The organism is Corynebacterium frankenforstense DSM 45800 (assembly GCF_001941485.1).
In the GTDB taxonomy this organism is placed as follows: Bacteria; Actinomycetota; Actinomycetes; order Mycobacteriales; family Mycobacteriaceae; genus Corynebacterium; species Corynebacterium frankenforstense.
On sequence record NZ_CP009247.1, the window covers coordinates 2,186,041 to 2,212,977 of the forward strand.

A 26,937-nucleotide genomic window follows, 5' to 3' on the forward strand; every position below is an offset into this window, starting at 1 on the left:
GTGGCGCGTCGTGCTTGACGACGTCGCGTCGCTCGCCCGGTGCGCAGCCGCACCGTGGGCGCGTGGGCGCCCGATGGGCGCCGGGCCGTCGTGGGCCGGGCGGCCGGGTGCCGACCTTCCGGCGCCACTCATGCGGCGCGGGCCAGGTCGGCCGGGTTGCTGCCTCTTAGGCGGCCTTGCCGGCGAGCGCCTTGATGCGGTCCGGACGGAAGCCGGACCAGGTCTCGCCGTCGACCTCGACGACCGGGGCGGAGAGGTGGCCGAGGGCCATGACGTAGTCGCGGGCCTCGTCGTCCATGGAGATGTCGACGGTGGTGTAGTCGAGGCCGGCGCGGTCCAGCGCCTTCTTGGTGGCGTTGCACTGCATGCAGGCCGGCTTGGTGTAGACGGTGATGGCCATCGTGGGGCTTCCTCGCTTCTCGTTCCCGTGTTTCCCTGCGCCGGGTGGCGGCCACCGTCCGGTCCCCCGGCGGTTTCCAGCGCTTCCCTGCGCGACCCCTCTGACACTATCCGTTGTGGTCGGTTTACGCAAGACTCACTACATATAGTAGTTACGTTCGTGATATTCCCAGCTGGGCGGAGAATGCGGCCACTACATGTGGAGGCCTCATCCGTCCCGTGTAGTTACACGGCTGGCATTTCCCCCGGAAAGGCGGAAGGCGGTCTTCCCGGTGTGCGCGGAAACACCCTCACAGGGTGATCCACGTCGCGGGGAAGACCGCCGTCGCGGGGTGGTGCGACGCCCCACGGGCATCGCACTCAGGGCCCTCGGTTAGCCCTGGCGGGCCTTGAAGCGGGGATCCTTCTTGTTGATCACGTAGACCTTGCCGTGGCGCCGCACAACCTGGGCACCCGGCTTGTTCTTCAGCGACCGAAGCGACTTGCGGACCTTCATCGGGCGCTCCTTCCTGTATCGCGTGCGCGCTCGCGCACCTCAAGCTGATGGGCGGGCATGACGGGCGCGGGGTCATCCCGCGTCGCCACGGCGGCCCGGCGGCGCCTCAAGGGCGCGTCGGGCCACGAACGAGCAGCCATGTTACCGCACCGGGGCCGATCGGCCAAAACGTCGGCACCGCTCGCGGGCCCCGGCAGTAGAGTCGGAGCCATGGATCAGCCGACCGACAACCCCTCCCCCGCCCGGGACGCCACCGCAGGCTCGTCCGGGAACCACCCCGCCACCTCGCCCACGGGGGCCGCCCCGGAGATGTCCTCGCCGCGGCCGCTGCAGGCGCACATCATCGACTCCCTCGGCGTGCGCCCGCGCATCGACACCGCCGGCGAGATCGAGGCGCGCGTGGCCTTCCTCGCCGACTACCTGACCACGACCGGCGCGCGCGGCTACGTGCTCGGCATCTCCGGCGGCCAGGACTCCACCCTGACCGGCAGGCTCGCCCAGCTGGCCTGCGAGCGGATCCGCTCGGAGGGCGGCGAGGCCGAGTTCACCGCGGTGCGCCTGCCGCACGGGGTGCAGGCCGACGAGGACGACGCCCAGACCGCGCTGCACTTCATCGCCCCCGACCGCTCACTGACCGTCGACATCGCCCCGGCCACCGCGGCGATGGGTGCGGCCGCGGCCGAGGCGCTGGGCCTCGAGCGGCTCGGCGGCTTCAACCTCGGCAACGTCAAGGCCCGCCAGCGGATGATCGCGCAGTACGCCCTGGCCGGCGAGCTCGGCGCCCTGGTGGTCGGCACCGACCACGCCGCGGAGAACGTCACCGGGTTCTTCACCAAGTTCGGCGACGGCGCCGCCGACGTCCTGCCGCTGGCCGGCCTGGACAAGCGCCAGGGCGCGGCGCTGCTCGAGCGGCTGGGCGCACCGGCCTCCACGTGGGAGAAGGTGCCCACCGCCGACCTGGAGGAGGAGCGCCCGGCGCTGCCGGACGAGGAGGCTCTCGGCGTGAGCTACCGGGCCATCGACGCCTACCTGGAGGGCCGCGCGGTCGACGCGGCTGACGCGGAGACCATCGAGCGGCACTGGCGCCGCGGCGAGCACAAGCGCCACCTGCCGGCCGGCCCCGCCGATACCTGGTGGCGCCGCACTGAGCACGCCACCCGGGGTTAATACCGGTTCGCCGGTGGGGAGATAATCGGCCCCCCTGCCCCACCGCCGGTGCATCGCCGGTGGGAGCCGCCCCGCACGGCGTTCCAGGCGCGGCCCGGGCGGGGCGCTAGCCCAGGAGGTCGAGCGTCTCCGCGGCGCGGGACTCGAGGGCCTGACCGTAGGCCGGGCCGTGGGTCAACGCGTGCACCGCCAGCGGGTGCAGCTGGTGGACGCAGGTGAAGTCCAGCCAGCCCTTCGGCAGCGGGTGGGCCTCCTCGTAGCCGGCGCGGATCTCCTCGAGGAAGGGCGCGCCGAACAGGTCGAGCATCGCCAGGTCCGTCTCGCGGTGCCCGCCGTGGGCGGCCGGGTCGATGAACGCCGGGCCGTCCGCACCGAAGAGCAGGTTGCCCGCCCACAGGTCACCGTGGATGCGCGCCGGCTTCGCGTCGTCGAAGGCGTCGGATTCGCGCACGGCGGCGCAGGCGCGCCGGACGGTGTCCCACGCGACGTCGTCAATGTTGCCGGACTCGTGCGCCGCCCGGGCGAAGGGCAGCACGCGCTGCTCGACGTAGAAGTCCGCCCAGCGCTCCCGCGGCTCGCAGGCCTGCGACTGGGTGCCGATGTAGTTCAGCCCCGTCCAACCGGGCGGCGGGCAGCCGAAGGCCTCGGCGCCGGCGTCGTGGATGCGGGCGAGCTCGCGCCCGGCGCGCCGCGCGGCCTCGGGGGTCGGGCGGTCGGGGGCGACACGGGCCGTCGTCAGTGAACTGTCGGTGACCTCGAGGACCTCGACGACACGGTCGCTGGCCTCACGCAGCCAGGCCAGGCCGGCCGCCTCGGCGCGCGCGGCGTCACGCTGGCCCGGGCGCTTGGTTATCCCCTGCCGTCCCATCCGTATCCGTCAGGCTCCTCTCCGAGCTCGAAGGCGCGCCCGGAGAACTCCGAGGCGGTGATCTTGACGTAGTTGTACTTCAGCGTCGGCAGCCACGGACGCACGTTCAGGCTGTCAGCGTACTCGATCTCGTCGGCGTGCTGCAGCAGCTCGGCGTTGCCGCGCACCACCACGGACCAGGCGCGGTTGGCCTCCTTGTCCACGTTGTCGACCTCGAAGAGGACGTCGTGGTTGAGGTTGATGGTGAACAGCTTGTTGCCCTCGGCGCTGCGGAAGTAGATGTCTCCGCGGTCGTCGATGACGAAGTTGACGGGGAAGATGTCCATGTCGTCTGAGCGGCGCACGACGACGCGACCCAGCTGGGCGGAGGCGAGCTTCTCCCGCGACTCCGACTCGTCGAGGTACTGGACGACACCTTCGGTGGAATCGTAGTTACTCATGTCTCCCATTATCCCCTTTTGTCGCCTTCCTCGCTGCGACGGTCCCCGTGCCTGCGCGGGCACGTGGTCTCACCGGCGGCGGCGACGGTCCGGGCGCATGGCCCCCGAACGGGGTCCCCGGCGACGTCCCGGAGTCCTCCGGTCACTCGGTCGACGCCGGGAAACTCCGGATGTGTGCCGATGACATCGAGGTCACGCCGACCGACGGCGCCACTTGGGGATGCCGATCGCCGCACGGACGACGAAGAAAACCGCCCCGGCGCCCAGCAGCAGCCATTTCGCCGGGTCTGGGACACGATCGGGGAACAGCACGAAGAGCAACAGAATCACGAGCCCCAGTTGGAGTGCCGCGGCGAGCAGCTCCCGCCCGGGTGTCGACGCAGGGCCGAGCCCCATCAGGTCGGCGCCCAGGCTCTGGCTCGGGGACGGGTTCGGTGCAGTTTCAGGTTGTGGCCATCCAGTCATGGACACCACGGTCCCGGTCGCCGCCCCGGGCCACCAGACACACATGTCATCGACCGAATGACAGATGTCATCCAACCCGTGACATCCATGACTGTCGCCCGGAAGAAACTCGCCTGAGACTCGAGGCATGAGCTTCCACGCAGTCAACGACCCCGCATCCGGGGACCCGGTCGTCTCGGTGGAGAACGTCTGGTGCTCCTACGGAGACTTCACCGCGGTCCGGGACGTGAGTTTCTCCGTCCCCCGAGGATCGATCCACGCGCTTCTGGGCACGAACGGCGCCGGAAAGACGACGCTCCTGGAGACCGTCCAGGGCTTCCGGCGCCCCGCCCGCGGCGGCATCGACGTCCTCGGATTCAACCCGGCGCGCGAGCGCACCCGGATCTCCGCGCGGACCGGGACGATGCTGCAGGAGTCGGGCCTCGTCGACGAGATGACGGTCTCCGGGCAGCTCGACCTGTGGCGGGGACTGAATCTGCGCGAGGACAGCACGGACCGGGTTCTGGAGCTGGTCGGGCTGACTCACCGACGGCACGAGGCCGTCTCGGTGCTGTCCGGCGGGGAGCGGCGGCGCCTGGACTTCGCGATGGCCCTGTGGGGTCACCCCGAACTGATGGTCCTCGACGAGCCGACGACGGGTCTCGACCCGCAGTCCCGGCGGATGGTCTGGCGGACCATCCGGGACGTGGTCTCCTCAGGCACTGCGGTGCTACTGACGACGCACTATCTCGACGAAGCGCAGAGCCTCGCCGAGACCGTCACGATCCTCGACCGCGGCAGGGTCGCCCGCGAAGGGCCGATGGAGCGGGTACTCGCGACGATCCCCGCGACGATCAGTTTCAGCGTCCCCGCGACCGGCGACACGGTGGACGCATTGGCCACGCGACTCGACGGCGACCTGGAGGCGGCTTCCGGGACGGGAGGGACGCACGTGCGCATCCGTACCTCCGATCTCCAGGTGGACGTCGGGAAAGTCATCGACTGGAGCCGGGAACACGCGCTGGCGCTCGACGGGCTGCGTAGCTCGCCGGCTTCCCTGGAGGAGGTGTTCCTCGACGTCGCCGACGCCGGGGGCCGAGAGACTACCGGAGAGAGGACGAACGCATGAGCATGACCGCATCTGCCCGACCTGTCCGGAAGACCTCGCAGCTGTGGCGGGCGCTCGTCGCCTCGGAGCTATGGGTCTTCCTCCGGCAACCCGCGATGATCGCCGTCAGTCTGCTGGTGCCCGCCGGGCTGCTGGCGATCACCTGGATCGGAGAGCGCACCGAGAACGCCGGGACATGGGCGGGCATCGGGGGCCGCCACACCGCGGCGGTGCTGTGCATCACCGTGTACTTCGTCGCCCTGAACACGATCACCGCCCGACGGCACACACTGGCGCTGAAACGACTGCGGACGACGCCTCTGCCCGACCTGGGAATCATCACCGGCCTGCTGACGCCACCCGTCGTGGTCGGACTCTTCCAACTCGTGGTGGTCCACTCCGGCCTCCTCGCCCTCGGCGCTCCGACTCCCGACCGGCCCCTGGTGATTCTGGCCGCCGGCGCCAGCGGCATCCTCGTGGCCGCGCTCGCCGGAGTCGCGACCAGCGCGGTGACGGCCAACCCGGAGAAGGCGCAGTGGACCATGCTGCCGTTGTTCGTGGCGACGATGGGAGCGGCCTCACTGCTCCCCACGATCTCTGATCCGGCGGCGCATCTCGCCCTGCGGGCCGTGCCGTTGGTCGCCAACGCCGATCTGACGACCGCAGCCTGGACCGCCGACGGTGACCCGCTGAGGTTCGCCGCCGATGCTGGCATTGTGGTGGCATGGCTAGTGGTCCTCAGCGTGCTGTCGCACCGGACGTTCCGGTGGGAACGACGTCGCTGACCGCCATGCCCCCGGACTCCCGGCCGGCGTCGTTCCCGGCGATCGCCACCTACATCAGATCGACCCACGCGGTGCTCGTCCTCGCGGCGCTGTTCGTCCCCGTGGGCGTCTTCGTGGCTGAGGACCACAACCGGATGACGGGCGTCGGGATTGTTCTCGCGGGACTCGTCGGTGTGCTCGGTGGACTCGCGTTGTTCACCGAGGCGGTCCCGGGCCCCCGGTTCTCCCGGCTGTGGCGGAGCGTACCGGTCAGGGCCACCTGGAGCATCGCGATGGTCGCCGGGTCCGCCCTGCTCGTCGCGATAATGCCCGGCACCTCCGGAGGCCTGTCGGCGGCGGTATTACCGGTCGCCCTCGCCCTCCGCGCGGTGGCGATCGGATCCCTCTGGACGAGTTCGCTGCAGACCGCCGTGGCGGCCGCCGCCTGCCTCCTCGTCGCCCTCGCATGCGCGGAAGACCGAAGCCTGGACGATCTGGGGCTGACGGTCGCGGTCGGTGCGTTGCTCGCTTTCGCGGTTATCGCGCAGGACGCGGTGTACGCGCTCGCGCTCGAGGTCGACGATCTGCGCACGAGGGAGGCCGAGCGCGCCGTCACCCACGAGCGCCAACGCTTCGCCGGGGATCTGCACGACATCCAGGGTCAGCACCTGCAACTGCTCGCCGTCGAGGCGCAGCTCGTCCAGCGGCTGATCGACACCGGCAGACTTGAAGACGCTCGGAAGCACGCCTCGAGGCTGCGCGAGATCGCCGCGACCGCGCTCGACGAGATGCGCAGCGTCGTGCACGCCTACCGTGCAGTCAGTGTCAAGACGGAGGCGGCCAACGCGGCCCGGGTGCTCACGTCAGCCGGCATCACCGTGCGCGTCGACTGCGACGCTCCCCCGGCCCTCTCCGACACCGCCGACCGTCTCCTCGGACGGACCATCCGCGAGGGGATCACGAACATTCTCCGCCACACGCGGGCCGAGCGGTGCGAGATCGGCGTCCGGCCCGAGAAGCGGGCCGGCCGCGAGGGCGTCTCCCTGACCCTGACCGACTCCGGCCCAGCCGTGCCACAGTCCGGATCCCCGGGCAGCGGTCTCGACACGTTGGCACGCCGCTACGCCGGGGCGGGAGGGCGACTGACCTTCACCAGCACCGACGACGACGGTGGGCATCTCGACGCCTGGCTACCACTTTCCACGGAGGCACAGTGACCACACCGATCCGCATCGTCCTTGCCGACGACGAACTCCTCATCGGAGAAGCCCTCGGCACCCTTCTCTCCCTCGAAGAGGACTTCATCGTCGCGGCCACCGCCAGAGACGGCCGCGAAGCCGTCCAGGCCGCCCTCCGGGAGCACCCCCACATCGCCGTCCTCGATCTGGAGATGCCCGGACTGGACGGCATCGAGGCGGCCACCGCCATCCGCGCAGACGCGCCCTCGACCCGCGTCGTCCTGTTGACGAGGCACGCACGGCCCGCCGTCCTGCGCCGCGCTCTCGAGGCCGGGGTGAGCGGCTTCGTGACCAAGGCCACCTCAGTGGTCGACCTCCCCGGGATCCTCCGCACGGTGCACGCCGGCGGCCGCTACATCGACGGCAATGTCGCCGGGGCCGCACTGACCGAGGGCAATTGCCCGCTCACCGCACGCGAACTCGACGTGCTCCGCGAGGCGCTCGACGGGGCGACGGTCCGCACCATCGCCGAACGCACGCACCTGGCCCCCGGCACCGTCCGCAACTACGCCTCCACCGCGATGAGCAAACTCGGCGCCGACACCAGGGTCGCGGCCGCCCACATCGCCTGGCGCGAAGGCTGGATCTGACTCCCCTCCCCGCCCACCGGTCCTCCTCTCCCGCGGGGACGCACACGAAAAAAGAGGCGGGCCGCTCTCTCGAGCGGCCCGCCTCCGGGAAGTGGAGCTAACGGGATTCGAACCCGTGACCCCCACACTGCCAGTGTGGTGCGCTACCAGCTGCGCCATAGCCCCGTGGGTATTCAGTTGACCGGGCTGGCCGAAACCGGCCTTTCCGGAGTGGAGCTAACGGGATTCGAACCCGTGACCCCCACACTGCCAGTGTGGTGCGCTACCAGCTGCGCCATAGCCCCTCAAGACTCCTGACAATGTACATGGCGCACCCGGAAACGACCAAATCCCCCGCTCCCGGCCGCAATTGCGGCACGGGTGCGGGGGACGGCGACGGCGACCGACGCGACGTCGGAAATCGCGTCGCCGGCGGTGCGGCTAGCGACGGACCTTCTCGACCCAGTCGCTGCTCAGCTGGATCTCCTCGCCGTCGACGAAGATGCGCGGGGAGGACACGCCGTCGTCGGTGGCGCGCAAGCGGTCCTCGTTGTCCTTGCCGAACTGGCGGGCCTCGTCGGTGAACTTGCCGTCACGGATGTTCGAGACGACGTCGTCACCCGCGCCCATCTGCTCGGCGAGGTCGGCGAGCTCCTCGTCGCCCCACTGCTGGTAGATGTCCTGCTGGTGCTCGAGCAGGTACTGGCGGTAGTTCCAGTACAGCTCGGCGTCGCCGGACTCGCCGACGGCGTAGACGGCCGCCAGGATGTGGTGGGACTGGCCGTCCTCGTTGCCGCGGTCCATGAAGGACATCGTGCGGATCGCCACGTCCATGTCGCCGGCCTCGATGGCGTCCTTGAGCTGGTCCTTGTCGGCCACGGCGAGCTCGGCGCAGTGCGGGCAGAGGAAGTCCTCGTAGATCTCGACCTTCGGCGTCTTGTCGTCGGTCTTGGCGGAGTCCTCCGCGGTCAGCTTGAAGGCCTCGTCGTCGATCTGCTGGCTCATGGCCACGGGCTCGACCTGGCCCTCGAATTCGACCTTGCTCTTCGACTGACCCGAGATGATGATGTAGCCGATCACCACGGCCGCGATGACGACCACGGCGATGACGGCCCACAGGAAGCCGTTGCTCTTCTGGTTCGGCGACTTGACGGTGCTGCTCACGTGCGCGCTCTCGTTTCCTTCCGTTGGACGGACGGGGTCGGCCCCTGCCCGTGTGGTTCGCGGAGGGAGTCTAGCCCAGAAAGGCGACCCCACGCAGGTCGCGTGGGGTCGCCCATCATTGTGCGGGGTGCGCTACGGCGTGCCCCGGCCCCTCCGGCCGTCCCACGCGGCGTGCCCGGGACCGCGGCAGCGGGGCCGGCGCCGCGCACCACAGCCCGCGCCCGGGCCCGCTCCGTCGCTACTCGAGCACCTCCGAGACGACCGCCTGGGCGGCCTCCTGCACCTGGGCGAGGTGCTCGGCGCCGCGGAAGGACTCCGCGTAGATCTTGTACTTGTCCTCGGTGCCGGAGGGCCGGGCGGCGAACCAGGCGCTCTCCGTGGTCACCTTCAGCCCGCCGATGGCCGCACCGTTGCCGGGGGCGTCGACGAGCTTGTCCACGATCGGCTCGCCGGCCAGCTCGGTGGCGGAGACGTCCTCCGGGGACAGCTTCTTGAGCACGGCCTTCTGCTCGCGGTCGGCCGGCGCGTCGGTGCGCGCGTAGGCCGGGGCGCCGAACTTCTCGGCCAGCTCCGCGTAGCGCTGCGAGGGCGTCTTGCCGGTCACGGCGGTGATCTCCGCGGCCAGCAGGTCCATGATCAGGCCGTCCTTGTCGGTCGACCACACGGTGCCGTCGGTGCGCAGGAAGGACGCGCCCGCGGACTCCTCGCCGCCGAAGCCGATGGTGCCGTCGATGAGCCCCGGCACGAACCACTTGAAGCCGACGGGCACCTCGACGAGCTCGCGGCCGATCTCGGCGACGACGCGGTCGATCATCGAGGAGGAGACCAGGGTCTTGCCCACGGCGGTCGAGGCCGGCCAGCCCGGGCGGTGGCTGAACAGGTACTCGATGGCCACGGCCAGGTAGTGGTTCGGGTTCATCAGCCCGGCGTCCGGGGTGACGATGCCGTGGCGGTCGGCGTCGGCGTCGTTGCCGGTGGCGATGTCGAAGGTGTCGCGGTTGGCGATCAGCGAGGCCATCGCGTCCGGGCTCGAGCAGTCCATGCGGATCTTGCCGTCGGTGTCCAGCGTCATGAAGCGCCAGGTCGCGTCGACCTGCGGGTTGACCACCTCGAGGTCGAGGTTGTGCGCCTCGGCGATGGCACCCCAGTAGTCCACGGAGGCGCCGCCCATCGGGTCGGCGCCGATGTGCAGGCCGGCCTCGCGAATGGCGTCCAGGTCGACGACGTTGGGCAGGTCCGCGATGTACTCGCCCATGAAGTCGAAGGCCTCGGCGAACTCGTCGCGCACGCCGCTGACCGGGGTGCGGCGCACGTCCTTCAGGCCCCCGCGCAGGATCTCGTTGGCGCGGTCGGCGATCCAGTCGGTGGCGTCGGCGCCGGCCGGCCCGCCGGACGGCGGGTTGTACTTGAAGCCGCCGTCGCGCGGCGGGTTGTGCGAGGGCGTGATGACGATGCCGTCGGCACGCTTCGGGTCGGTGCCGGTCACCCCGCCGGAAAGCTTGGCGTTGTGGGCGAGGATGGCGTGGCTGACCGCCGGGGTCGGGGTGTAGCGGCCGGCGGCGTCGACGCGCACGGGCACCTCGTTGGCCTTGAGGACCTCCAGGGCGGAGACCATGGCGGGCTCGGACAGGGCGTGGGTGTCGCGGCCGATGTAGACGGGGCCGCCGATGTCGTGGGCGCGGCGGTACTCGACGATGGCCTGGGTGATGGCCAGGATGTGGTTCTCGTTGAAGGCCTTGTCCAGGGAGGAGCCGCGGTGCCCGGAGGTGCCGAAGGCGACCGCCTGGTCGGGGTCGTCCGCGTCGGGCGTGCGGGTGTAGTAGGCCGTGACGACCTCGGCGATGTCGATGAGGTCCTCGGGGCGGGCGGGCTGGCCTGCGCGTTCGTGTGCCATGGGGTCCTGGATCTCCTTTGCGTCCGGGTGACGGTGCGTGCGCGTGCGGCCGTCGCGTGGACGACGTCGCGCCTCCGGCACCCATTGTCCCCCGTTTCGGCCCGGGCGTGCAGGGTCGCGGGACGCGCACGGTGATCCGATACCCCCGCTCGGGTGAGAATGTCCCGTTTCACTTCCTTTGTTACCTATCGGGAATTAGATTCTGTGACCATGGACACGCTCAATGACTTCCTCGGTTCCGTCGCCGCGGTGGTGTGGGGACCGTTCATCCTCATCCCGCTGCTGCTGGGCACCGGCCTGTACCTGACGTGCCGGCTGGGCTTCCTCCAGTTCCGCACCCTCGGCCGCTCCCTGCGCAAGGCCTTCATCGACGGCAGCGAGGGCGAGGACGTCGAGGGCGACATCACCAACTACCAGGCGCTGACCACCGCGCTGGCCGCCACCGTCGGCGTCGGCAACATCGTCGGTGTGGCCACGGCCATCTCCATCGGCGGGCCCGGCTCGCTGCTGTGGGTGTGGATCACCGGCCTGGTGGGCATGGCCTCGAAGTACACCGAGGCGTTCCTGGGCGTGCGCTTCCGCACCACCGACCACAACGGCGAGCAGGCCGGCGGCCCGCAGGAGTACCTGCGCCGCGGCATCAGGGGCCCGGCGGGCAAGATCCTGGCCTTCCTGTTCACCCTCTTCGCCATCGTCGCCTCCTTCGGCATCGGCAACACCACCCAGGGCAACGCCGTCGCCCACGGCATGCAGGAGACCTTCGGGCTGGACCCGGTGGCCACCGGCGCGCTGCTCTTCGTCGGCATCGGCGCGGTGCTGCTCGGCGGCATCCAGTCGATCGGCCGGATCACCTCGGCGTTCGTGCCGATGATGATCGTCGTCTACGTCGTCGGCGGCATCGTGGTGCTGCTGCTCAACATCACCTCCCTGCCCGGCGCGTTCGAGCTGATCTTCACCGACGCGTTCACCGGCACCGCCGCCACGGGCGGCTTCGTCGGCTCGGCCTTCCTGGTCGTCATCCAGATGGGTGTCGCCCGCGGCATCTTCTCCAACGAGTCCGGCATGGGCTCGGCGGCGATCGCGGCCGCGGCGGCCAAGACCACCCACCCGGTCCGTCAGGGCCTGGTCTCGATGACCCAGACCTTCATCGACACGATCATCGTCGTCTCCATCACCGGCCTGTGCATCGTGACCACGGGCGTGTGGGACCGCGGCGAGGACAACGCCGCGACCATGACCGCGGCCGCCTTCTCCACCGCCCTGCCGGGCCACTGGGGCGGAACGATCGTCTCCCTGTCGGTCGTCTTCTTCGCCTTCTCCACCATCCTCGGCTGGGCCTACTACGGCGAGCGCTGCGTGGTCGCCCTGCTGGGCTGGAAGTTCTCCCTGCCCTACCGCCTGTTCTTCACCTGCGTCGTCTTCGTCGGCGCGACCACCGAGCTGACCCTGGTGTGGACCTTCGCGGACCTGGCCAACGCCCTGATGGCGCTGCCGAACCTGATCGGCCTGCTGCTCCTCTCCGGCCTGGTGGCCAAGGAGACCAGGGAGTACCTGCGCTTCGACCCGAAGCTGACCGCCGACGCCGACGCGGTGCGCCGCCACCTCGAGTCCACCAGCTCCGACTGGCGCTGACCGCACCCGGCCGCCGTCGGGCCTTCCGGACCGCCGCCGGGCGCCACGGAGCGCACCGGGGCGACACGGCCCCGCCCGGCGCCGGCCCCGCACCCGGCTAGAATTCCAGAGCGTGACCGCCGCAGACCTCGCCCACACCGTGTCCCGGGAGACCGGGCGCACGCTGGTCGTGGCCTGCGGCGCCGTCTTCGGCGCCTGCGCCCGCTTCGGGCTGCAGGGGCTGGCCCCCGGCTCCCTGTGGCCGCTGCTGGGCATCAACCTGCTGGCCTGCCTGGCGATGGGCTTCTTCCGCCCCGGGCTGTTCTGGGGCAAGGGCGTCCTCGGCGGCTTCAGCAGCTTCTCCGCTGTGGTCGTCGTCTTCTACCACGTGCCGGCCTGGGAGGCCGTCGCCTACCTCGCCGCGACCGTGCTGGGCGGGTTCGCCGCCTGGGGCGTGGGCGACGTGCTCGCCGAGCGCCGCACCTGGCGCCACCACCGCACCTCATCCGATGACGCCGGTGGCTCCGGGACCGCCGGCGCGCGCGGCGTGCGCGCCGCCGAGCAGGCCCGCGCCCACCGCACGGTGCACCACACCCGTCCCGAGGGGAGGGCGAAGTGAGCTTGACGACGCCCGCGCTGGTCCTTGTCTGCGTCGCCGGCACCGGTGCGCTGGGCGGCGCCCTGCGCTACCTGCTGGCGCGCTTCCCCGGCGGGCTGACGGGCACCTGGCTGGCCAACATGGGCGGCTCGCTGGCCGCGGGAGTGGCCTTCGGCATCGACGGGATCGCCCACACCGCACTGGCCGCCGGCTTCGCCGGGGCGCTGTCCACGCTGTCGACGCTGGTCGCCGAGTTCGGCGGCCTGGCCAAGGCGCGCCGGTGGTGGAAGCTGGCGGGCTACACCGCCGCGACCGTGCTCGGCGGGCTGGTCTTCGCGGGCCTCGGTCTCTGGCTCAGCCAGTAGGCACGCGCGGCGGCTTCCGCCGCCCCCCCCCGGTGACGGTGGCGCAGCCGCCGTCACCACCGGGACGTCGGAAATCAATCCTCCGCGATCGCGTCCAACGGTGCCGTGCGCGCCGCGCGGGACGCCGGCCACAGCGCCGCGAGCACGCCCACGACCGCGGAGCCGGCGAGCATCCAGCCGATCAGGCCCCACGGCACCACGATGGTGTCGAGGCCCTCCTCGGCGAGCACGCGCAGGAAGGCCCAGCCCAGGCCGAGGCCGATGATGATGCCGACCAGCGCGCCGAAGACGGCGATCGCCACCGCCTCGAGGATGATCATCGTGCGCACCTGGCGGCGCTGGGTGCCCACCGCGCGCAGCATGCCGATCTCCTGGCGCCGCTCGATGACGTTGAGCGTCAGGGTGTTGACGATGCCCAGCACCGCGATGATCACGGCCAGGGCGAGCAGCCCGTAGAGGATGTTGAGCATGGCGTCGACGGCGCCGCCCATCTCCTCGGCCATGTCCTTGGAGTCCAGGACCTGGACCACGAGCAGCGGCTTGACGGCCTCCTCGAGGCCCGCGCGCAGCTCGTCGGCGTCCTTGCCCTCGGTCTTGTTCACGGCGACCTGGTAGAGCCGCATCGTGTCGGGCGCGGCGAACTGCTCCGCGGTCGTCTTCGTCGCGATCACCGGCATGATCATCGGGCCGGTGCCGTCGAAGGTGCCCAGCAGCGGGGCCTCGACGGTGCGCCCGCCGGTGGGCCCGGTCAGCGCGTAGCTCTCGCCGACCTGCCAGCCGCGCTCGGCGGCCAGGGACGGGGTGGCGTAGAAGCCCTCCTTGCCCTCGGTGCGGGCGGCCTCGGCCTTGTCCTCGCCGGGGGCGACCTCCTCGAGCTCGAGGGGCAGCGCCTCGGTCAGGTCACCCTCGACGGCCTCACCCATCGGCGAGCCGGGCTGCGGGGTCTGGCCGTCGACGAGCATCGGCAGCATGTAGATCTCGCCGAGCGAGGCGACGCCGTCGACCCCGCGGGCGTCCTCGACGGTCTCCGCCGGCAGCGGGAACTGGCCGCTGGTCGGGCCGGAGAGCACGAAGTCGGACCGCACGTTGTCCTCGTAGAAGTCCGCCATCGAGGCCTTCATCGTCTGGCCCAGCATGCCGATCGCGGTGACGAGCGCGATGCCGAGCGTCAGCGCGAAGGCGGTGGTGGCCACGCGGCGCGGGTTACGCCGCGAGTTGGTGGCGGCGAGCCGGCCGATCGACCCGAAGGGCAGGCCGATCACGCGGCCCAGCGAGGGCACCACCGGGATGGACAGCGCCGGGCCGGCGAAGAAGAAGCCGACGATGACGCCGAAGAGGCCCACCCCGACGAGGATCGCGCGGGTGTTGGCGCTCCAGTCCTCGTTGAACGCGCCCCACACCGCGGCGCCGACGCCGACGGCGGCGAGCACCGCACCGAAGATGGTCCGCGCGGTCAGCGGGGTGGAGGTGGCCGCCTCGGTCGAGCGCATGGCCTCGACCGGCTGCACCTGGCCGGCACGCTGCGCGGGCGTCCAGGCGGAGATGACGGTCACGACGGTGCCCAGCACGATCGGGATGAGGACCGCCTGCCAGCTCAGGCCCAGCCCGGAGGCGGGCAGCTCGTTGCCGGTGGCCGCGAGCACCGCCTTGATGGCGGCGACCAGGCCCATGCCGGCGAGCACGCCGACGGCCGAGCCGAGGAGGCCGACGACCAGCGCCTCGAAGACGACCGAGACCGTGATCTGGCGCCGCGAGGCACCCAGGGCGCGCAGCAGGGCGAACTCCTTGGTGCGCTGGGCGACGATCATGGAGAAGGTGTTGGCGATCAGGAAGGTGCCCACCAGCAGGCCGATCAGGCCGAAGGCGACGAGGAAGTAGTTGACGAACTTCAGCGCCTCGCTGATCTGCTCGCTCATCTGCTCGGCGAGCTTCTCGCCGGTGTCCGCGGTGTACTGCGGGTAGGTCTGCTCGACGTGGGTGAGCAGGGCGTCGGCCGACCCGTCGCCGGGGGCGGAGAGGACCACCTGGCTGATGGTCTGCCCGTCGGTGTAGCGCTCGATGAAGCCGCCCTCGGCCATGCCGAGCAGGGGCGCCGCGGTGTTGCTCGCACCGTCCACGTCGGTGGTGTAGACGCCCGCGACCTCGAGCTCGGCGCGGGACTGCGGGTCCACGACGGTCAGCTGGTCGCCCGGGGAGAGCCCGTACTCTTCGGCGGCGGCCTCGTTGATGACCACCTGGTCGGGCCCCTCGGGCGCGTTGCCCTCGACGAGGGGCTCGTCGGCGCCGACGGACTCGCCCTCGGGGTACCAGACGTGGATCGACGAGGTGCCGCCGGCCTGGAGGGCGTTGCCCTCGGCGTCACCGACCGCGACCGTGGTGTTGTTGTGGATGTTCACGGCGCCGATCTTGTCGTCGGCGCGCAGGGTGTCGACCTCGGAGAGCGGGATGCCGGGCTGCCCCTCGCCCGGCCCGAGCACGACGTCGACGCCGTCGAAGGACGTCGCGACCGCGTTGTCGAAGGTCGAGGAGAGCGCCTTGGTGAACATGAAGGCGCCGGAGATGAACGCGGTGCCGAGCACGACCGCGATGACGGTCAGCGCGAGGCGCAGTTTGTGGGAGCCGATGTTGCGCAGCGAGACGCGGCGCATGGCGGAGTTGCTGAGTGCCATCCGGGACTAGCCCTCGATTCCGGTCATCGTGGCGGCGATCTGCTCGATGGTCGGGTCCCGCAGCTCCTCGACGATCATGCCGTCGGCCAGGAAGACCACCCGGTCGGCGTAGGAGGCCGCGCGCGGGTCGTGCGTGACGATGACGACCGTCTGCCCGTCCTTGTCCACGGCGGTGCGCAGGATGTCGAGGACCTCGCCGGAGGAGTTCGAGTCCAGGTTGCCGGTGGGCTCGTCGCCGAAGATGATCTCCGGGCGCGAGACGAGCGCGCGGGCGCAGGCGACGCGCTGCTGCTGGCCGCCCGAGAGCTCGGCGGGCCGGTGCTCGAGGCGCTCGGCCAGGCCGAGGCGCTCGGTGATCTCCCGGAACCAGGCCTCGTCGACGTCACGGCCGGCGATGTCGCTGGGCAGCGTGATGTTCTCCGCGGCGGTCAGGGTGGGCACCAGGTTGAAGGACTGGAAGATGAAGCCGAGGCGGTCACGACGCAGCGCGGTCATCTCCTTGTCCTTCAGCGTCGACAGGTCGGTGTCGCCGATGAAGGCCTTGCCCTCGGTGGCGGAGTCGAGCCCGGCCATGCAGTGCATGAGCGTCGACTTGCCGGAGCCCGAGGGGCCCATGATCGCGGTGAACTCCCCGGTGCGGAACGCGACGTCCACACCGCCGAGGGCGGTGACCACGGTCTCGCCCTGGCCGAAGCGCTTGACCAGCCCGACGGCCTCGGCGGCGAAGCCCTCCGAGGACTCCTTCCGCTTGACGACGTCGCGCTCGCCCTCGGTGGCCTCCGACGTCGCCGCCCAGCCCTGCGTGGGCCGGGCGTCTTCCTCCGCTTCCGTGCGCTCCGCGGCCTTGGCCGGGCCCGCGTCCACGGTGTCATCTGCGACCGGGCCGGTCGGCGCGGGGCCATCAGCGGCACTGGCCCCTGCAGACGCGGTGTCGCCGTCGGCGTCCACGGCAGGCAGGTCGGTGCGCGTGGCGTCCTCCGGCTCTCCCACGCCATCCTGCGCGGACTCACTGTGGGTGAACAGGCCGCCGGCCCCGAGGGCGCTCGAACCGCCCGCGGAGGAGTTGTCCTTGGCCGAGGTAACCGGGTCAGTCTCGGCCGCCCGCGCCCTGCGTGACTCGTTGTTGCGGTCCGGACGGATCGAGTGCTTTCCCATCAGATGTGTCCTGCTCTCGGAGTCGTCGTCGATTGGGGTTACAACCATTAAATTCTACCGTCAAGTGCACTGGACGTGCAGGTCGGCGAGGGTGCCCGGGACCCTGTTCAGGCCCTTCGACAACCCTTCCCGGAGGACCATCGGGCGGGAGCACGGACATCGTTACCGGGTCCGCCCACACCAGCTCACCAGCGACGACGGTTCAGCACCGTCGACGGGCGCCGAGCCGGACAGAAGGAAAACAACGGTTCTGTAACAGTGGATAAACCACAGGAAACGCCATCGAAATAAATGCACCGGATACGGAATATCCCGGAAATCGGGAAAAGGAAACGCGCACACTAAAAAGCACCCGTCGCCGGTGAAAACCAGCGGCGGGTGCCGTCCATATATGTTTTTTGAGTTGTGGTGTCGGCGGTGACTTACTCTCCCACACCCTCCCGAGTGCAGTACCATCAGCGTTGGCGGGCTTAGCTTCCGGGTTCGGAATGGGACCGGGCGTTTCCCCGCCACTATAACCACCGACACGTTTCACACCGGCAAACCCTCAAAGGGGTTCGTGTGGCGTGTCAGATACCGGAGAGTGGGACGCGAGCAACAGGATTACCTGTCATTGTGTTTGTGTTTGTTCGGCGGATTAGTACCGGTCACCTCCACACCTTACGATGCTTCCAGATCCGGCCTATCAACCCCGTCATCTACAGGGAACCTCAAATGAAACCTCATCTTGGAACAGGCTTCCCGCTTAGATGCTTTCAGCGGTTATCCTTCCCGTACGTAGCCAACCAGCCATGCCCCGGGCGGGACAACTGGCACACCAGAGGTACGTCCGTCCCGGTCCTCTCGTACTAGGGACAGCCTTCCATCAAGTTTCCACGCGCGCGGCGGATAGAGACCGAACTGTCTCACGACGTTCTAAACCCAGCTCGCGTGCCGCTTTAATGGGCGAACAGCCCAACCCTTGGGACCTGCTCCAGCCCCAGGATGCGACGAGCCGACATCGAGGTGCCAAACCATCCCGTCGATATGGACTCTTGGGGAAGATCAGCCTGTTATCCCCGGGGTACCTTTTATCCGTTGAGCGACACCACATCCACAAGTAGGTGCCGGATCACTAGTCCCGACTTTCGTCCCTGCTCGAGAAGTCCCTCTCGCAGTCAAGCTCCCTTGTGCACTTACACTCTAAAACCTGGTTACCGACCAGGCTGAGGGAACCTTTGGGCGCCTCCGTTACCATTTAGGAGGCAACCGCCCCAGTTAAACTACCCACCAGGCACTGTCCCCGACCCAGATCATGGGCCAAGGTTCAAGGTGGCCAACCCGGTCAGAGTGGTATTTCACATTACGACTCCCCGACACCTGGCGATGCCGGATCACAATCTCCCACCTATTCTACACAAACCGGACCGGACACCAATGCCAAGCTATAGTGAAGGTCCCGGGGTCTTTTCGTCCTGCCGCGCGTAACGAGCATCTTTACTCGTAGTGCAATTTCACCGGGCCTGTAGTTGAGACAGCAGGGAAGTCGTTACGCCATTCGTGCAGGTCGGAACTTACCCGACAAGGAATTTCGCTACCTTAGGATGGTTATAGTTACCACCGCCGTTTACTGGGGCTTAAATTCTCCGCTTCGACCAAAAAATGGCCTAACAGGTCCTCTTAACCTTCCAGCACCGGGCAGGCGTCAGTCCGTATACATCAACTTAAAAGTCTTCGCACGGACCTGTGTTTTTAGTAAACAGTCGCTTCCCTCTTGTCACTGCGGCCACACCAACCAAGGTGTGGCCCCCCTTCTCCCGAAGTTACGGGGGCAATTTGCCGAATTCCTTAACTACAGTTCACCCGAACGCCTTAGTATCCTCTACCTGACCACCAGTGTCGGTTTAGGGTACGGGCCGAATGTGCACTCGCTAGAGGCTTTTCTCGGCAGCATGAGCACACCACCATCAACACTTTATGTGTCTACGCTTCACGGCCCAAGGTTATCCTCCGGCGGGATTTACCTCACCGGAGCCTCTCACCGCTTACACCGCGCAATCCAACAACACGGCGTGGCTGCCCTCCTGCGTCACCCCATCACTTGGCTACTACGGATCAGGCCCCACGCGACCGGTACCACGCCACAACACCCGAAGGCGAAGTGGACAAAAAGGCACCGACCGGATGGTTAGTATCCCCGGCTCACCACTGGGCGCGCACACTCGGGTACGGGAATATCAACCCGTTTACCATCGACTACGCCTGTCGGCCTCGCCTTAGGTCCCGACTCACCCTGGGAAGACGAACTTGACCCAGGAACCCTTGGTCATCCGGCGGGCAGGATTCTCACCTGCCAGATTCGTTACTCATGCCTGCATTCTCACTCGCACACACTCCACGCCAAGGTCACCCCGACGCTTCCACGCGTGCACGACGCTCCCCTACCCAGACAAAAAAGTCTGCCGCGGTTTCGGCGGTGTACTTGAGCCCCACTGAATTGTCGGCGCAGGACCACTCGACCAGTGAGCTATTACGCACTCTTTCAAGGATGGCTGCTTCTAAGCCAACCTCCTGGCTGTCTTCGCGATCCCACATCCTTTTCCACTGAGCACACCCTTAGGGGCCTTAACCGGCGATCTGGGCTGTTTCCCTCTCGACCAATGGAGCTTATCCCCCACGGTCTCACTGCCGAAGAACACGTACACCGGCATTCGGAGTTTGGCTGATGTTGCTAAGACGATAATCCCGCTCAACCAACCAGTAGCTCTACCTCCGGCACGCTCACTTCGACGCTGCACCTAAATGCATTTCGGGGAGAACCAGCTATCACGGAGTTTGATTGGCCTTTCACCCCTACCCACAGCTCATCCCCTCAGTTTTCAACCTAAGTGGGTGCGCGCCTCCACGACGTCTTACCGTCGCTTCACACTGGCCATGGGTAGATCACCCCGCTTCGGGTCCAGGACACGCCACTAAACGCCCATAAAAACTCGCTTTCGCTACGACTACCCCACAACGGGTTAACCTCGCGACGTGCCGCTGACTCGCAGGCTCATTCTTCAAAAGGCACGCCATCACCCCCTAAAGGGCTCTGACGGCTTGACAGCGCACGGTTTCAGGAACTATTTCACTCCCCTCCCGGGGTACTTTTCACCATTCCCTCACGGTACTATCCACTATCGGTCACACTGGGTATTCAGGCTTACCGGGTGGTCCCGGCAGATTCACAGCAGATTCCACGAGCCCGCTGCTACTCGGGCAAACAAGAACAAGACAACACATGCGGCATTCACGTACAGGACTCTCACCTACTCCGGTCGACCATTCCAAGCCGGTTCCGCTTACCACACACATCCATCCGCCGGCGGTTACCGCACCGACACGTTCAAAGCCCACAACCCCTGCCACGCAACCCCGGAAACGGTGTCACACGCGGACAGGTTTAGCCAAAAATCCACTTTCGTTCGCCACTACTCACGGAATCACAATTGTTTTCTTCTCCAACGGGTACTGAGATGTTTCACTTCCCCGCCTTACCTCCCAACCGGCTATACATTCACCGGCAGGTGACCGCCAACAACGACGGCCGGGTTTCCCCATTCGGACATCCTCGGATCAACGCTTAGTTGACAACTCCCCGAGGCTTAACGCAGCCTCACACGTCCTTCATCGGCCCAGCATGCCAAGGCATCCACCGTGCGCCACTAGACAAACACGAATCGAATAACCAAAAAGGCAAAAAATTCGAACAACAACAAGAAAAATAAGATGCTCGCGTCCACTCTCCAGTTCTCACACACCACACACGGCAGCGACCAGACCAAGGAACGAATCGTCCCGGCCGGCGTCACCGTGCCGCACACGAACCACGCGACACCAGACGAACTGGTGTGTGCGGTGTCGTGCCAGACACCCGACAGTGCGTTGATGACCTGCCGCCCACCCCGTACCGGAACGGTGTGGGCCCTCATGGTGGTCTCTAACTTAGTGGCCTGCTCCGCCGCCAATGTGGCGTGCGTCCACCCGGATTCAAAAAAATATAAGAAATACTCCTTAGAAAGGAGGTGATCCAGCCGCACCTTCCGGTACGGCTACCTTGTTACGACTTCGTCCCAATCGCCGATCCCACCTTCGACCACTCCCCCCTTAAAAGGTTGGGCCGTGGGCTTCGGGTGTTACCGACTTTCATGACGTGACGGGCGGTGTGTACAAGGCCCGGGAACGTATTCACCGCAGCAATGCTGATCTGCGATTACTAGCGACTCCGACTTCATGGGGTCGAGTTGCAGACCCCAATCCGAACTGAGGCCGGCTTTAAAAGGATTAGCTCCACCTCACGGTATCGCAACCTGTTGTACCGACCATTGTAGCATGTGTGAAGCCCTGGACATAAGGGGCATGATGATTTGACGTCATCCCCACCTTCCTCCGAGTTCACCCCGGCAGTCTCCCGTGAGTCCCCACCACAATGTGCTGGCAACACAGGACAAGGGTTGCGCTCGTTGCGGGACTTAACCCAACATCTCACGACACGAGCTGACGACAACCATGCACCACCTGTACACCGACCACAAAGGGAAACCCCGTCTCCGGGGCGATCCGGTGTATGTCAAACCCAGGTAAGGTTCTTCGCGTTGCATCGAATTAATCCACATGCTCCGCCGCTTGTGCGGGCCCCCGTCAATTCCTTTGAGTTTTAGCCTTGCGGCCGTACTCCCCAGGCGGGGCGCTTAAAACGTTAGCTACGGCACAAAACCCGTGGAAGGGTCTCACACCTAGCGCCCACCGTTGACAGCATGGACTACCAGGGTATCTAATCCTGTTCGCTACCCATGCTTTCGCTCCTCAGCGTCAGTAACTGCCCAGTAACCTGCCTTCGCCATCGGTGTTCCTCCTGATATCTGCGCATTCCACCGCTACACCAGGAATTCCAGTTACCCCTGCAGTACTCAAGTTATGCCCGTATCGCCTGCACGCCCGGAGTTGAGCCCCGGAATTTCACAGACGACGCGACAAACCACCTACGAGCCCTTTACGCCCAGTAAATCCGGACAACGCTCGCACCCTACGTATTACCGCGGCTGCTGGCACGTAGTTAGCCGGTGCTTCTTCTACCGCTACCGTCACCAAAGGCTTCGTCACGGTCGAAAGAGGTTTACAACCCGAAGGCCGTCATCCCCCACGCGGCGTCGCTGCATCAGGCTTGCGCCCATTGTGCAATATTCCCCACTGCTGCCTCCCGTAGGAGTCTGGGCCGTATCTCAGTCCCAATGTGACCGTACACCCTCTCAGGCCGGCTACCCGTCGCCGCCTTGGTAGGCCATTACCCCACCAACAAGCTGATAGGCCGCGAGCTCATCCCCAACCGCTGCAAAACGCTTTCCACCACACCATCCACGATGTGGTCCTATCCAGTATTAGACCCAGTTTCCCAGGCTTATCCCGGAGTTGAGGGCAGATCACCCACGTGTTACTCACCCGTTCGCCACTCGAGTACCAGTGCAAGCACTGGCCTTTCCGTTCGACTTGCATGTGTTAAGCACGCCGCCAGCGTTCGTCCTGAGCCAGGATCAAACTCTCCACAAAAAAATTCGCAAAAAACGAGCCGTGAAAAGCCCGAAACCTGACAAACAAAAAACTGACAAGAAAAAACTCAAAAGTACAAAAAATGCACTCCAAGCAACCTGCCACCGGTAAAAACCAATCATTCGGACCAAAGTCCAGGGAGGTCAACCCCCACCGGCACACACCAACACCACCCAAAGGCATACAACCTAAGGCAGTGCCGGCGGACAAGCCACAAGAAACGCACCACAAAAAGTACATCAACACACTATCGAGTTCTCACACAACACAAGCACACCAGGACCACCACCAAAAACGGCGATGACCCCCGGAAGCTTGGTTCCACCGAGGTTAACACCCAGGCTGACTTCCGTCAACCCCGCGTTAACCCGCGGTACCTGCCGCCCGCCTCAAGCCCGATCCCGGTCAGTGTCTGACCTGGCGACCAGCGCCTCTCGCGGCGACGAGGCGATAGGTTACGCGTTCCCCCGCATGCTGACAAATCGCCTGCATACGGGGGATTTTTCGGCGCCGTTTTCCGCGACTCCGCGCCGTTGGTCGCATCTTCCAGGCAGTTCCGGTACCCGGGCGTGACCGCACCGCTAGTAGATGGGCTGCTCCTCCACCCGCTCGCGGCGGATGTCCGCGCCCAGGCGCGCGAGGTTCTCCACGAAGTCCGGATACCCGCGGTCGATGTGGTGGACGTCGTGCACGGTCGTGGTGCCGTCGGCGACGAGCGCCGCGAGCACCAGACCGGCGCCGGCGCGGATGTCCGAGGACCACACATCCGTCGAGGACAGTCCCTCGATCCCGCGGAGCACCACATGGTGGCCGTCGACGGTGGCGTCCGCGCCCAGGCGGAGCATCTCGTCGACGAAGCGGAAGCGCGCCTCGAAGACGTTCTCCGTGATCACCGAGGTCCCCTCCGCGATCGCGGAGATGCCGATGGCCATCGGCTGCAGGTCCGTCGGGAAGCCCGGGAAGGGCAGCGTCTGGTAGTCCGTGGCCAGCGGGCGACGCTCCATACGCACCCGGAAACCGTTCTCGTAGGTCTCCACCTCGGCGCCGGCGATCTTCAGCTTCTCCAACGGCAGATGCAGGTGGCGCGGCGAGATCCCGCCCACCGTGATGTCACCGCGCGTCATGGCCGCGGCGTAAGCCCAGGTGCCGGCGACGATGCGGTCGCCGACCACGCGGTGCTCCGTCGGGTGCAGGCTCTCGACCCCGTCGATGACGATCGTGGAGCTGCCCGCCCCCGAGATCTGCGCCCCCATGGACACGAGCATGTCGCACAGGTCCGCAATCTCCGGCTCGCGCGCGGCGTTGTCGAGCACCGTGCGCCCCTGCGCGAGCACCGCCGCGGTCAGGATGTTCTCGGTGGCACCCACCGAGGGGAAGTCCAGGTGGATCTCCGCGCCGTGCAGCTCATCGGCCTCGGCGACGACGGCGCCGTGCTCGATGCGGGTCTTGGCCCCGAGCTTCTCCAGACCCGACTGGTGCATGTCCAGCGGGCGCGAGCCGATGGCGTCGCCGCCGGGCAGGGCGACGACGGCCCGCCCGCACCGCGAGGTCAGGGGGCCGAGCACACACACCGAGGCACGGAACTGGCGCACGGCCTCGAAGCTGGCGTCGTGGCTCGGGCGCGCCGGCGTCGTGATGCGCACGGTCTCCCCGTCGACCTCGACATCGCACCCCAGGCCCTCGAGCACCTTCTGCATCAGCGGCACGTCGAGGATGCGCGGGCAGTTGGTCAGCGTGGTCGTGCCCTCGGCGAGCAACGCCGCCGCCATGAGCTTGAGCACGCTGTTCTTCGCGCCGCCGACCCTGACCTGACCGCTGAGCCGGGCTCCACCATTAACGACAAACTGGTCCTTCACACCCGCAAGATTAGCGGCACCCACCGCCCCGCGCCGCCTGCAGCGCTTCCCTGCACCGCATCCGCGCCACATCCGGCGCACACTCGCGCACGACGACGCACGACAACCGCGCACGCGCACGCCGTTCCACGCACTCCCCCACACACGCACGAGGCACGCCGCACGCACACACACGAGCCCCGACGCACTCCCCCACACGCGCAAAGCGCCCCGGTGCCGCACCCGATGCGGCACCGGGGCGTCGGAAATCGACCGGATGTCAGGGCAGCGCGCCGATACGGCGGGCGGCGTTGACGGCCTCGTAGCGGGTGTGCGCGCCGAGCTTGCGCATCACGGAGCGCAGGTAGCTCTTGACGGTCTCGGCGCCGATACCCATCTCCTCGGCGGCCTCGACGTTGGTGTGGCCGAGGGCGACGCAGGAGAGCACGTCGAGCTCGCGGGCGGACAGCTTGGTCGTCTGCTTGACGTGGACGGGGCTGACCATCTGGTCGCAGAGGACCTCGAGCTCGCGGCGCAGCGCCTCGTCGGTGATGCGGTTGGTCAGCATGCGCAGCTTGGAGTGGGTGGAACGGATCTGCTCCCACTCGGCGCCGTTCATCACGCGGCCGGCCTTGCCGCCGGACTTCACGCCCGCGGCGGTGCGCATCGCGGAGTTGATCGCCAGGTCCTGCTCGAGGGTGCGGGCGGTCATGGTGACCTCCTCGATGACCTTGTCGCCGAGGCGCACCGGCGAGTGGACGCCGACGTAGAGGCAGCCGCGGATCTCGCGGCGCACGATCACCGGCACCGCGACCAGGGAGTACAGGCCCTCGTCCTGGATGATCTTGTCGTTCTCGTGGGAGATGATCGTCGCCCGCGCGTAGTCGCTCACACCCACCGGCCGGCGGCTGGCCACCACGCGGCCGCCCACGCCGACTCCCGGCGGGATGACCAGGTTGTGCAGGGCGGGGGTCCGCAGGCCCAGCCACTGGGTTATCTGCAGGCGGTTGTCGGGAAGCAGGGTGGCGTACATCGCCACCGGGATGCCGGTGGCGTTGCGCAGAGAGGTGAGCGCAACGCGCACGGCTTCGTCGTCATCTTTGATCCGCTGGGCTTCCATGCTGTCCTCCTGGGAGGTGCACCCGTTCGTGTGCACCCAGTTACCACACCCGGGCCGGCTTCTCGGGACGCGACCCGACACCCCGAGTATATCCAGGGGCGGGGGTGGGGAAAAATCGGCCTTTCGGCACGTCATTGACCCGACGGCGATAATTTTTCCGGAATGTGTTGCCCCCGGGGGATCCCCCCGAATTGGTAATACCTCTTTTGCTTGTGTCCGATAACGCAGGTAGCGGACCTAAAAGGCAGGTGCCCGTTGCATGTGAGCCACCCCCGAGCGCCCTTGGGCGGGCCCGTGAACCGACGCATGCGGGCACGTCGGCGTGTCCGATCGGGTCCATTCGGTATTGAAAACCATACGTCGTGATTCCACTCACACGTCGTATAGACCGTCCTGTCTGTCGCGTTCATACAAGGCGGTCTAAAACTGTGTTAGGGTGTGTGCCGTGGCGCCGCGGGAGACCGCGCGCCGGATAAAACACCCCGATCGAAAACACTGAGGAGCGATCGCAGACATGACCGTCTACGACAACATCACCGACACCATCGGCAACACCCCGCTGGTTCGCCTGCACCGCCTGACCGAGGGCCTCGAGGCCGACGTCCTGGTCAAGGTCGAGTCCTTCAACCCCGCCAACAGCGTCAAGGACCGTATCGGCAAGGCGATCATCGACGCCGCCGAGGCCTCCGGCGAGCTCAAGCCCGGCGGCACCATCGTCGAGGCGACCTCCGGCAACACCGGCATCGCCCTGGCCATGGTGGGCGCCGCCCGCGGTTACAACGTCGTGCTGACCATGCCGGAGACCATGTCCACCGAGCGTCGCGTCATGCTGCGCGCCTACGGCGCCGAGATCGTGCTGACCCCGGGTGCCGCCGGCATGCAGGGTGCGGTGGACATGGCCAACGAGATCCTCGCCGAGCGCGAGGGCGCCGTGGCCGCCAACCAGTTCTCCAACCCGGCCAACCCGGAGATCCACCGCAAGACCACCGCCGAGGAGATCTGGAACGACACCGAGGGCAAGGTCGACATCTTCGTCGCCGGCTTCGGCACCGGCGGCACCGTCTCCGGCGTCGGCGAGGTGCTCAAGGAGCGCAAGCCCGAGACCCAGATCTACGCCGTCGAGCCCGCCAGCTCCCCGCTGCTGACCAAGGGCGAGGCCGGCCCGCACAAGATCCAGGGCATCGGCGCCAACTTCATCCCGGAGGTCCTCGACCGCAAGGCCATCGACGAGGTCGTCACCGTCACCAATGAGGACGCCGTCGCCTGGGCCCGCAAGCTCGGCGAGGAGGAGGGCATCCTGGGCGGCATCTCCTCCGGCGGCAACGTCAAGATCGCCCTCGACCTGGCCGCCAAGCCGGAGAACAAGGGCAAGACCATCGTCACCGTCGTCACCGACTTCGGCGAGCGCTACGTCTCCACCCTCCTCTACGAGGACATCCGCAACTAAGCGGTTTCCCGCCCACAGCGG

20 protein-coding genes, 2 tRNA genes and 3 rRNA genes are annotated in these 26,937 nt (G+C 67.4%); 9 read left to right on the forward strand and 16 right to left on the reverse strand.

Translation table 11 applies throughout. The annotated features are described in order from the left end of the window. Positions 1-166: 166 nt before the first annotated feature. Together nrdH and ykgO are read right to left on the reverse strand one after the other, a co-directional pair. Positions 167-400, reverse strand: a complete 234-nt coding sequence (gene nrdH, locus CFRA_RS09550) for a glutaredoxin-like protein NrdH (RefSeq protein WP_075664470.1) — start codon at positions 398-400, stop codon at positions 167-169. A 372-nt stretch (positions 401-772) separates the two neighbouring features. Further along, the gene (ykgO, locus tag CFRA_RS09555; RefSeq protein WP_005288826.1) at positions 773-895 is read right to left on the reverse strand and encodes a type B 50S ribosomal protein L36; all 123 of its coding nucleotides are present in this window, start codon (positions 893-895) and stop codon (positions 773-775) included. A 309-nt stretch (positions 896-1,204) separates the two neighbouring features. On the opposite strand from ykgO, the gene nadE reads away from it, so the two are divergent. Next, positions 1,205-2,062 carry an ammonia-dependent NAD(+) synthetase gene (nadE, locus tag CFRA_RS09560; protein WP_075664993.1) on the forward strand — a complete coding sequence of 286 codons (858 nt, stop codon included), beginning with the start codon at positions 1,205-1,207 and terminating at the stop codon, positions 2,060-2,062. Positions 2,063-2,168: 106 nt separating this feature from the next. Here the strand turns inward: nadE and CFRA_RS09565 are convergent, their stop codons facing one another. The 3 genes from CFRA_RS09565 to CFRA_RS11625 all read right to left on the reverse strand — a co-directional run bounded on the left by CFRA_RS09565 (position 2,169) and on the right by CFRA_RS11625 (position 3,910). Continuing rightward, entirely contained in the window at positions 2,169-2,930 is a 762-nt protein-coding gene (locus tag CFRA_RS09565; RefSeq protein ID WP_075664471.1) for a fructosamine kinase family protein, read from the reverse strand. Continuing rightward, complete coding sequence (locus CFRA_RS09570; RefSeq protein ID WP_075664472.1) at positions 2,912-3,370, reverse strand: pyridoxamine 5'-phosphate oxidase family protein; 459 nt, start codon at positions 3,368-3,370, stop codon at positions 2,912-2,914. The genes CFRA_RS09565 and CFRA_RS09570 overlap by 19 nt, the downstream gene beginning before the upstream one ends. A gap of 192 nt (positions 3,371-3,562) precedes the next feature. Beyond that, on the reverse strand, positions 3,563-3,910 hold the full coding sequence (locus tag CFRA_RS11625) for a hypothetical protein (protein ID WP_156888003.1): 348 nt from the start codon (positions 3,908-3,910) through the stop codon (positions 3,563-3,565). Between the two features lie 52 nt (positions 3,911-3,962). On the opposite strand from CFRA_RS11625, the gene CFRA_RS09580 reads away from it, so the two are divergent. Genes CFRA_RS09580 through CFRA_RS09595 form a run of 4 tightly spaced genes read left to right on the forward strand, consistent with a single transcriptional unit; the run spans position 3,963 to position 7,514 of the window. Continuing rightward, positions 3,963-4,943, forward strand: a complete 981-nt coding sequence (locus CFRA_RS09580) for an ABC transporter ATP-binding protein (protein ID WP_075664474.1) — start codon at positions 3,963-3,965, stop codon at positions 4,941-4,943. Next, positions 4,940-5,707: an ABC transporter permease gene (locus CFRA_RS09585; protein WP_075664475.1), complete on the forward strand. Its 768-nt coding sequence runs from the start codon at positions 4,940-4,942 to the stop codon at positions 5,705-5,707. The genes CFRA_RS09580 and CFRA_RS09585 overlap by 4 nt, the downstream gene beginning before the upstream one ends. After that, on the forward strand, positions 5,689-6,903 hold the full coding sequence (locus CFRA_RS09590; protein WP_075664476.1) for a sensor histidine kinase: 1,215 nt from the start codon (positions 5,689-5,691) through the stop codon (positions 6,901-6,903). The genes CFRA_RS09585 and CFRA_RS09590 overlap by 19 nt, the downstream gene beginning before the upstream one ends. Then, positions 6,900-7,514 (forward strand): response regulator transcription factor, encoded by a 615-nt coding sequence (locus CFRA_RS09595; protein WP_075664477.1) that lies wholly within the window; start codon positions 6,900-6,902, stop codon positions 7,512-7,514. Before CFRA_RS09590 ends, CFRA_RS09595 begins: the two co-directional genes overlap by 4 nt. Positions 7,515-7,606: 92 nt before the next feature. Here CFRA_RS09595 and CFRA_RS09600 read toward each other — a convergent pair. The 4 genes from CFRA_RS09600 to pgm form a co-directional block, all read right to left on the reverse strand. Next, positions 7,607-7,679: transfer RNA gene (locus tag CFRA_RS09600), tRNA-Ala, on the reverse strand. Positions 7,680-7,725: 46 nt separating this feature from the next. Beyond that, positions 7,726-7,798 (reverse strand) — tRNA-Ala (locus CFRA_RS09605). A 136-nt stretch (positions 7,799-7,934) separates the two neighbouring features. Further along, positions 7,935-8,657, reverse strand: a complete 723-nt coding sequence (locus CFRA_RS09610; RefSeq protein WP_075664478.1) for a DsbA family protein — start codon at positions 8,655-8,657, stop codon at positions 7,935-7,937. A gap of 238 nt (positions 8,658-8,895) precedes the next feature. Next, positions 8,896-10,551 (reverse strand): phosphoglucomutase (alpha-D-glucose-1,6-bisphosphate-dependent), encoded by a 1,656-nt coding sequence (gene pgm, locus CFRA_RS09615; protein WP_075664479.1) that lies wholly within the window; start codon positions 10,549-10,551, stop codon positions 8,896-8,898. A 210-nt stretch (positions 10,552-10,761) separates the two neighbouring features. Here pgm and CFRA_RS09620 point away from each other — a divergent pair, with 210 nt between their 5' ends. The 3 genes from CFRA_RS09620 (at position 10,762) to CFRA_RS09630 (ending at position 13,125) form a co-directional block, all read left to right on the forward strand. Then, positions 10,762-12,183, forward strand: coding sequence for an alanine/glycine:cation symporter family protein (locus CFRA_RS09620; protein WP_075664480.1), 1,422 nt, complete (start codon positions 10,762-10,764; stop codon positions 12,181-12,183). A gap of 112 nt (positions 12,184-12,295) precedes the next feature. Beyond that, positions 12,296-12,781: a CrcB family protein gene (locus CFRA_RS09625; protein WP_075664481.1), complete on the forward strand. Its 486-nt coding sequence runs from the start codon at positions 12,296-12,298 to the stop codon at positions 12,779-12,781. Beyond that, positions 12,778-13,125 carry a FluC/FEX family fluoride channel gene (locus CFRA_RS09630; RefSeq protein WP_083666945.1) on the forward strand — a complete coding sequence of 116 codons (348 nt, stop codon included), beginning with the start codon at positions 12,778-12,780 and terminating at the stop codon, positions 13,123-13,125. Before CFRA_RS09625 ends, CFRA_RS09630 begins: the two co-directional genes overlap by 4 nt. A 74-nt stretch (positions 13,126-13,199) precedes the next feature. On the opposite strand, the gene CFRA_RS09635 is transcribed toward CFRA_RS09630, so the two are convergent. The 7 genes from CFRA_RS09635 to ramA form a co-directional block, all read right to left on the reverse strand. Further along, positions 13,200-15,794, reverse strand: coding sequence for an ABC transporter permease (locus CFRA_RS09635; RefSeq protein ID WP_075664482.1), 2,595 nt, complete (start codon positions 15,792-15,794; stop codon positions 13,200-13,202). 6 nt (positions 15,795-15,800) lie between these two features. Beyond that, positions 15,801-16,499, reverse strand: a complete 699-nt coding sequence (locus tag CFRA_RS09640; protein WP_075664995.1) for an ABC transporter ATP-binding protein — start codon at positions 16,497-16,499, stop codon at positions 15,801-15,803. Positions 16,500-17,358: 859 nt separating this feature from the next. Beyond that, a 5S ribosomal RNA gene (gene rrf, locus CFRA_RS09645) occupies positions 17,359-17,475 on the reverse strand. Between the two features lie 91 nt (positions 17,476-17,566). After that, positions 17,567-20,646, reverse strand: a 23S ribosomal RNA gene (locus tag CFRA_RS09650). A gap of 339 nt (positions 20,647-20,985) precedes the next feature. Further along, a 16S ribosomal RNA gene (locus CFRA_RS09655) occupies positions 20,986-22,514 on the reverse strand. Together the 16S, 23S and 5S rRNA genes form the textbook arrangement of a ribosomal RNA operon. A gap of 581 nt (positions 22,515-23,095) precedes the next feature. Continuing rightward, entirely contained in the window at positions 23,096-24,370 is a 1,275-nt protein-coding gene (gene murA, locus CFRA_RS09660) for a UDP-N-acetylglucosamine 1-carboxyvinyltransferase (RefSeq protein ID WP_075664483.1), read from the reverse strand. Between the two features lie 259 nt (positions 24,371-24,629). Continuing rightward, complete coding sequence (ramA, locus tag CFRA_RS09665; RefSeq protein ID WP_075664484.1) at positions 24,630-25,469, reverse strand: acetate metabolism transcriptional regulator RamA; 840 nt, start codon at positions 25,467-25,469, stop codon at positions 24,630-24,632. Between the two features lie 514 nt (positions 25,470-25,983). Between ramA and cysK the strand changes: the two genes are divergently transcribed. Further along, a complete protein-coding gene (gene cysK, locus CFRA_RS09670; protein WP_075664485.1) occupies positions 25,984-26,916 on the forward strand; it encodes a cysteine synthase A in 933 nt (310 codons plus the stop codon). Positions 26,917-26,937: the final 21 nt, after the last annotated feature.

Coding starts and splice junctions, on each gene's coding strand:
- nrdH (WP_075664470.1), bottom strand. CDS start 400: ATGGCCATCACCGTCTACACCAAGCCGGCCTGCATGCAGTGCAACGCC.
- ykgO (WP_005288826.1), bottom strand. CDS start 895: ATGAAGGTCCGCAAGTCGCTTCGGTCGCTGAAGAACAAGCCGGGTGCC.
- nadE (WP_075664993.1), top strand. CDS start 1,205: ATGTCCTCGCCGCGGCCGCTGCAGGCGCACATCATCGACTCCCTCGGC.
- CFRA_RS09565 (WP_075664471.1), bottom strand. CDS start 2,930: ATGGGACGGCAGGGGATAACCAAGCGCCCGGGCCAGCGTGACGCCGCG.
- CFRA_RS09570 (WP_075664472.1), bottom strand. CDS start 3,370: ATGAGTAACTACGATTCCACCGAAGGTGTCGTCCAGTACCTCGACGAG.
- CFRA_RS09580 (WP_075664474.1), top strand. CDS start 3,963: ATGAGCTTCCACGCAGTCAACGACCCCGCATCCGGGGACCCGGTCGTC.
- CFRA_RS09585 (WP_075664475.1), top strand. CDS start 4,940: ATGAGCATGACCGCATCTGCCCGACCTGTCCGGAAGACCTCGCAGCTG.
- pgm (WP_075664479.1), bottom strand. CDS start 10,551: ATGGCACACGAACGCGCAGGCCAGCCCGCCCGCCCCGAGGACCTCATC.
- CFRA_RS09620 (WP_075664480.1), top strand. CDS start 10,762: ATGGACACGCTCAATGACTTCCTCGGTTCCGTCGCCGCGGTGGTGTGG.
- CFRA_RS09635 (WP_075664482.1), bottom strand. CDS start 15,794: ATGGCACTCAGCAACTCCGCCATGCGCCGCGTCTCGCTGCGCAACATC.
- ramA (WP_075664484.1), bottom strand. CDS start 25,469: ATGGAAGCCCAGCGGATCAAAGATGACGACGAAGCCGTGCGCGTTGCG.
- cysK (WP_075664485.1), top strand. CDS start 25,984: ATGACCGTCTACGACAACATCACCGACACCATCGGCAACACCCCGCTG.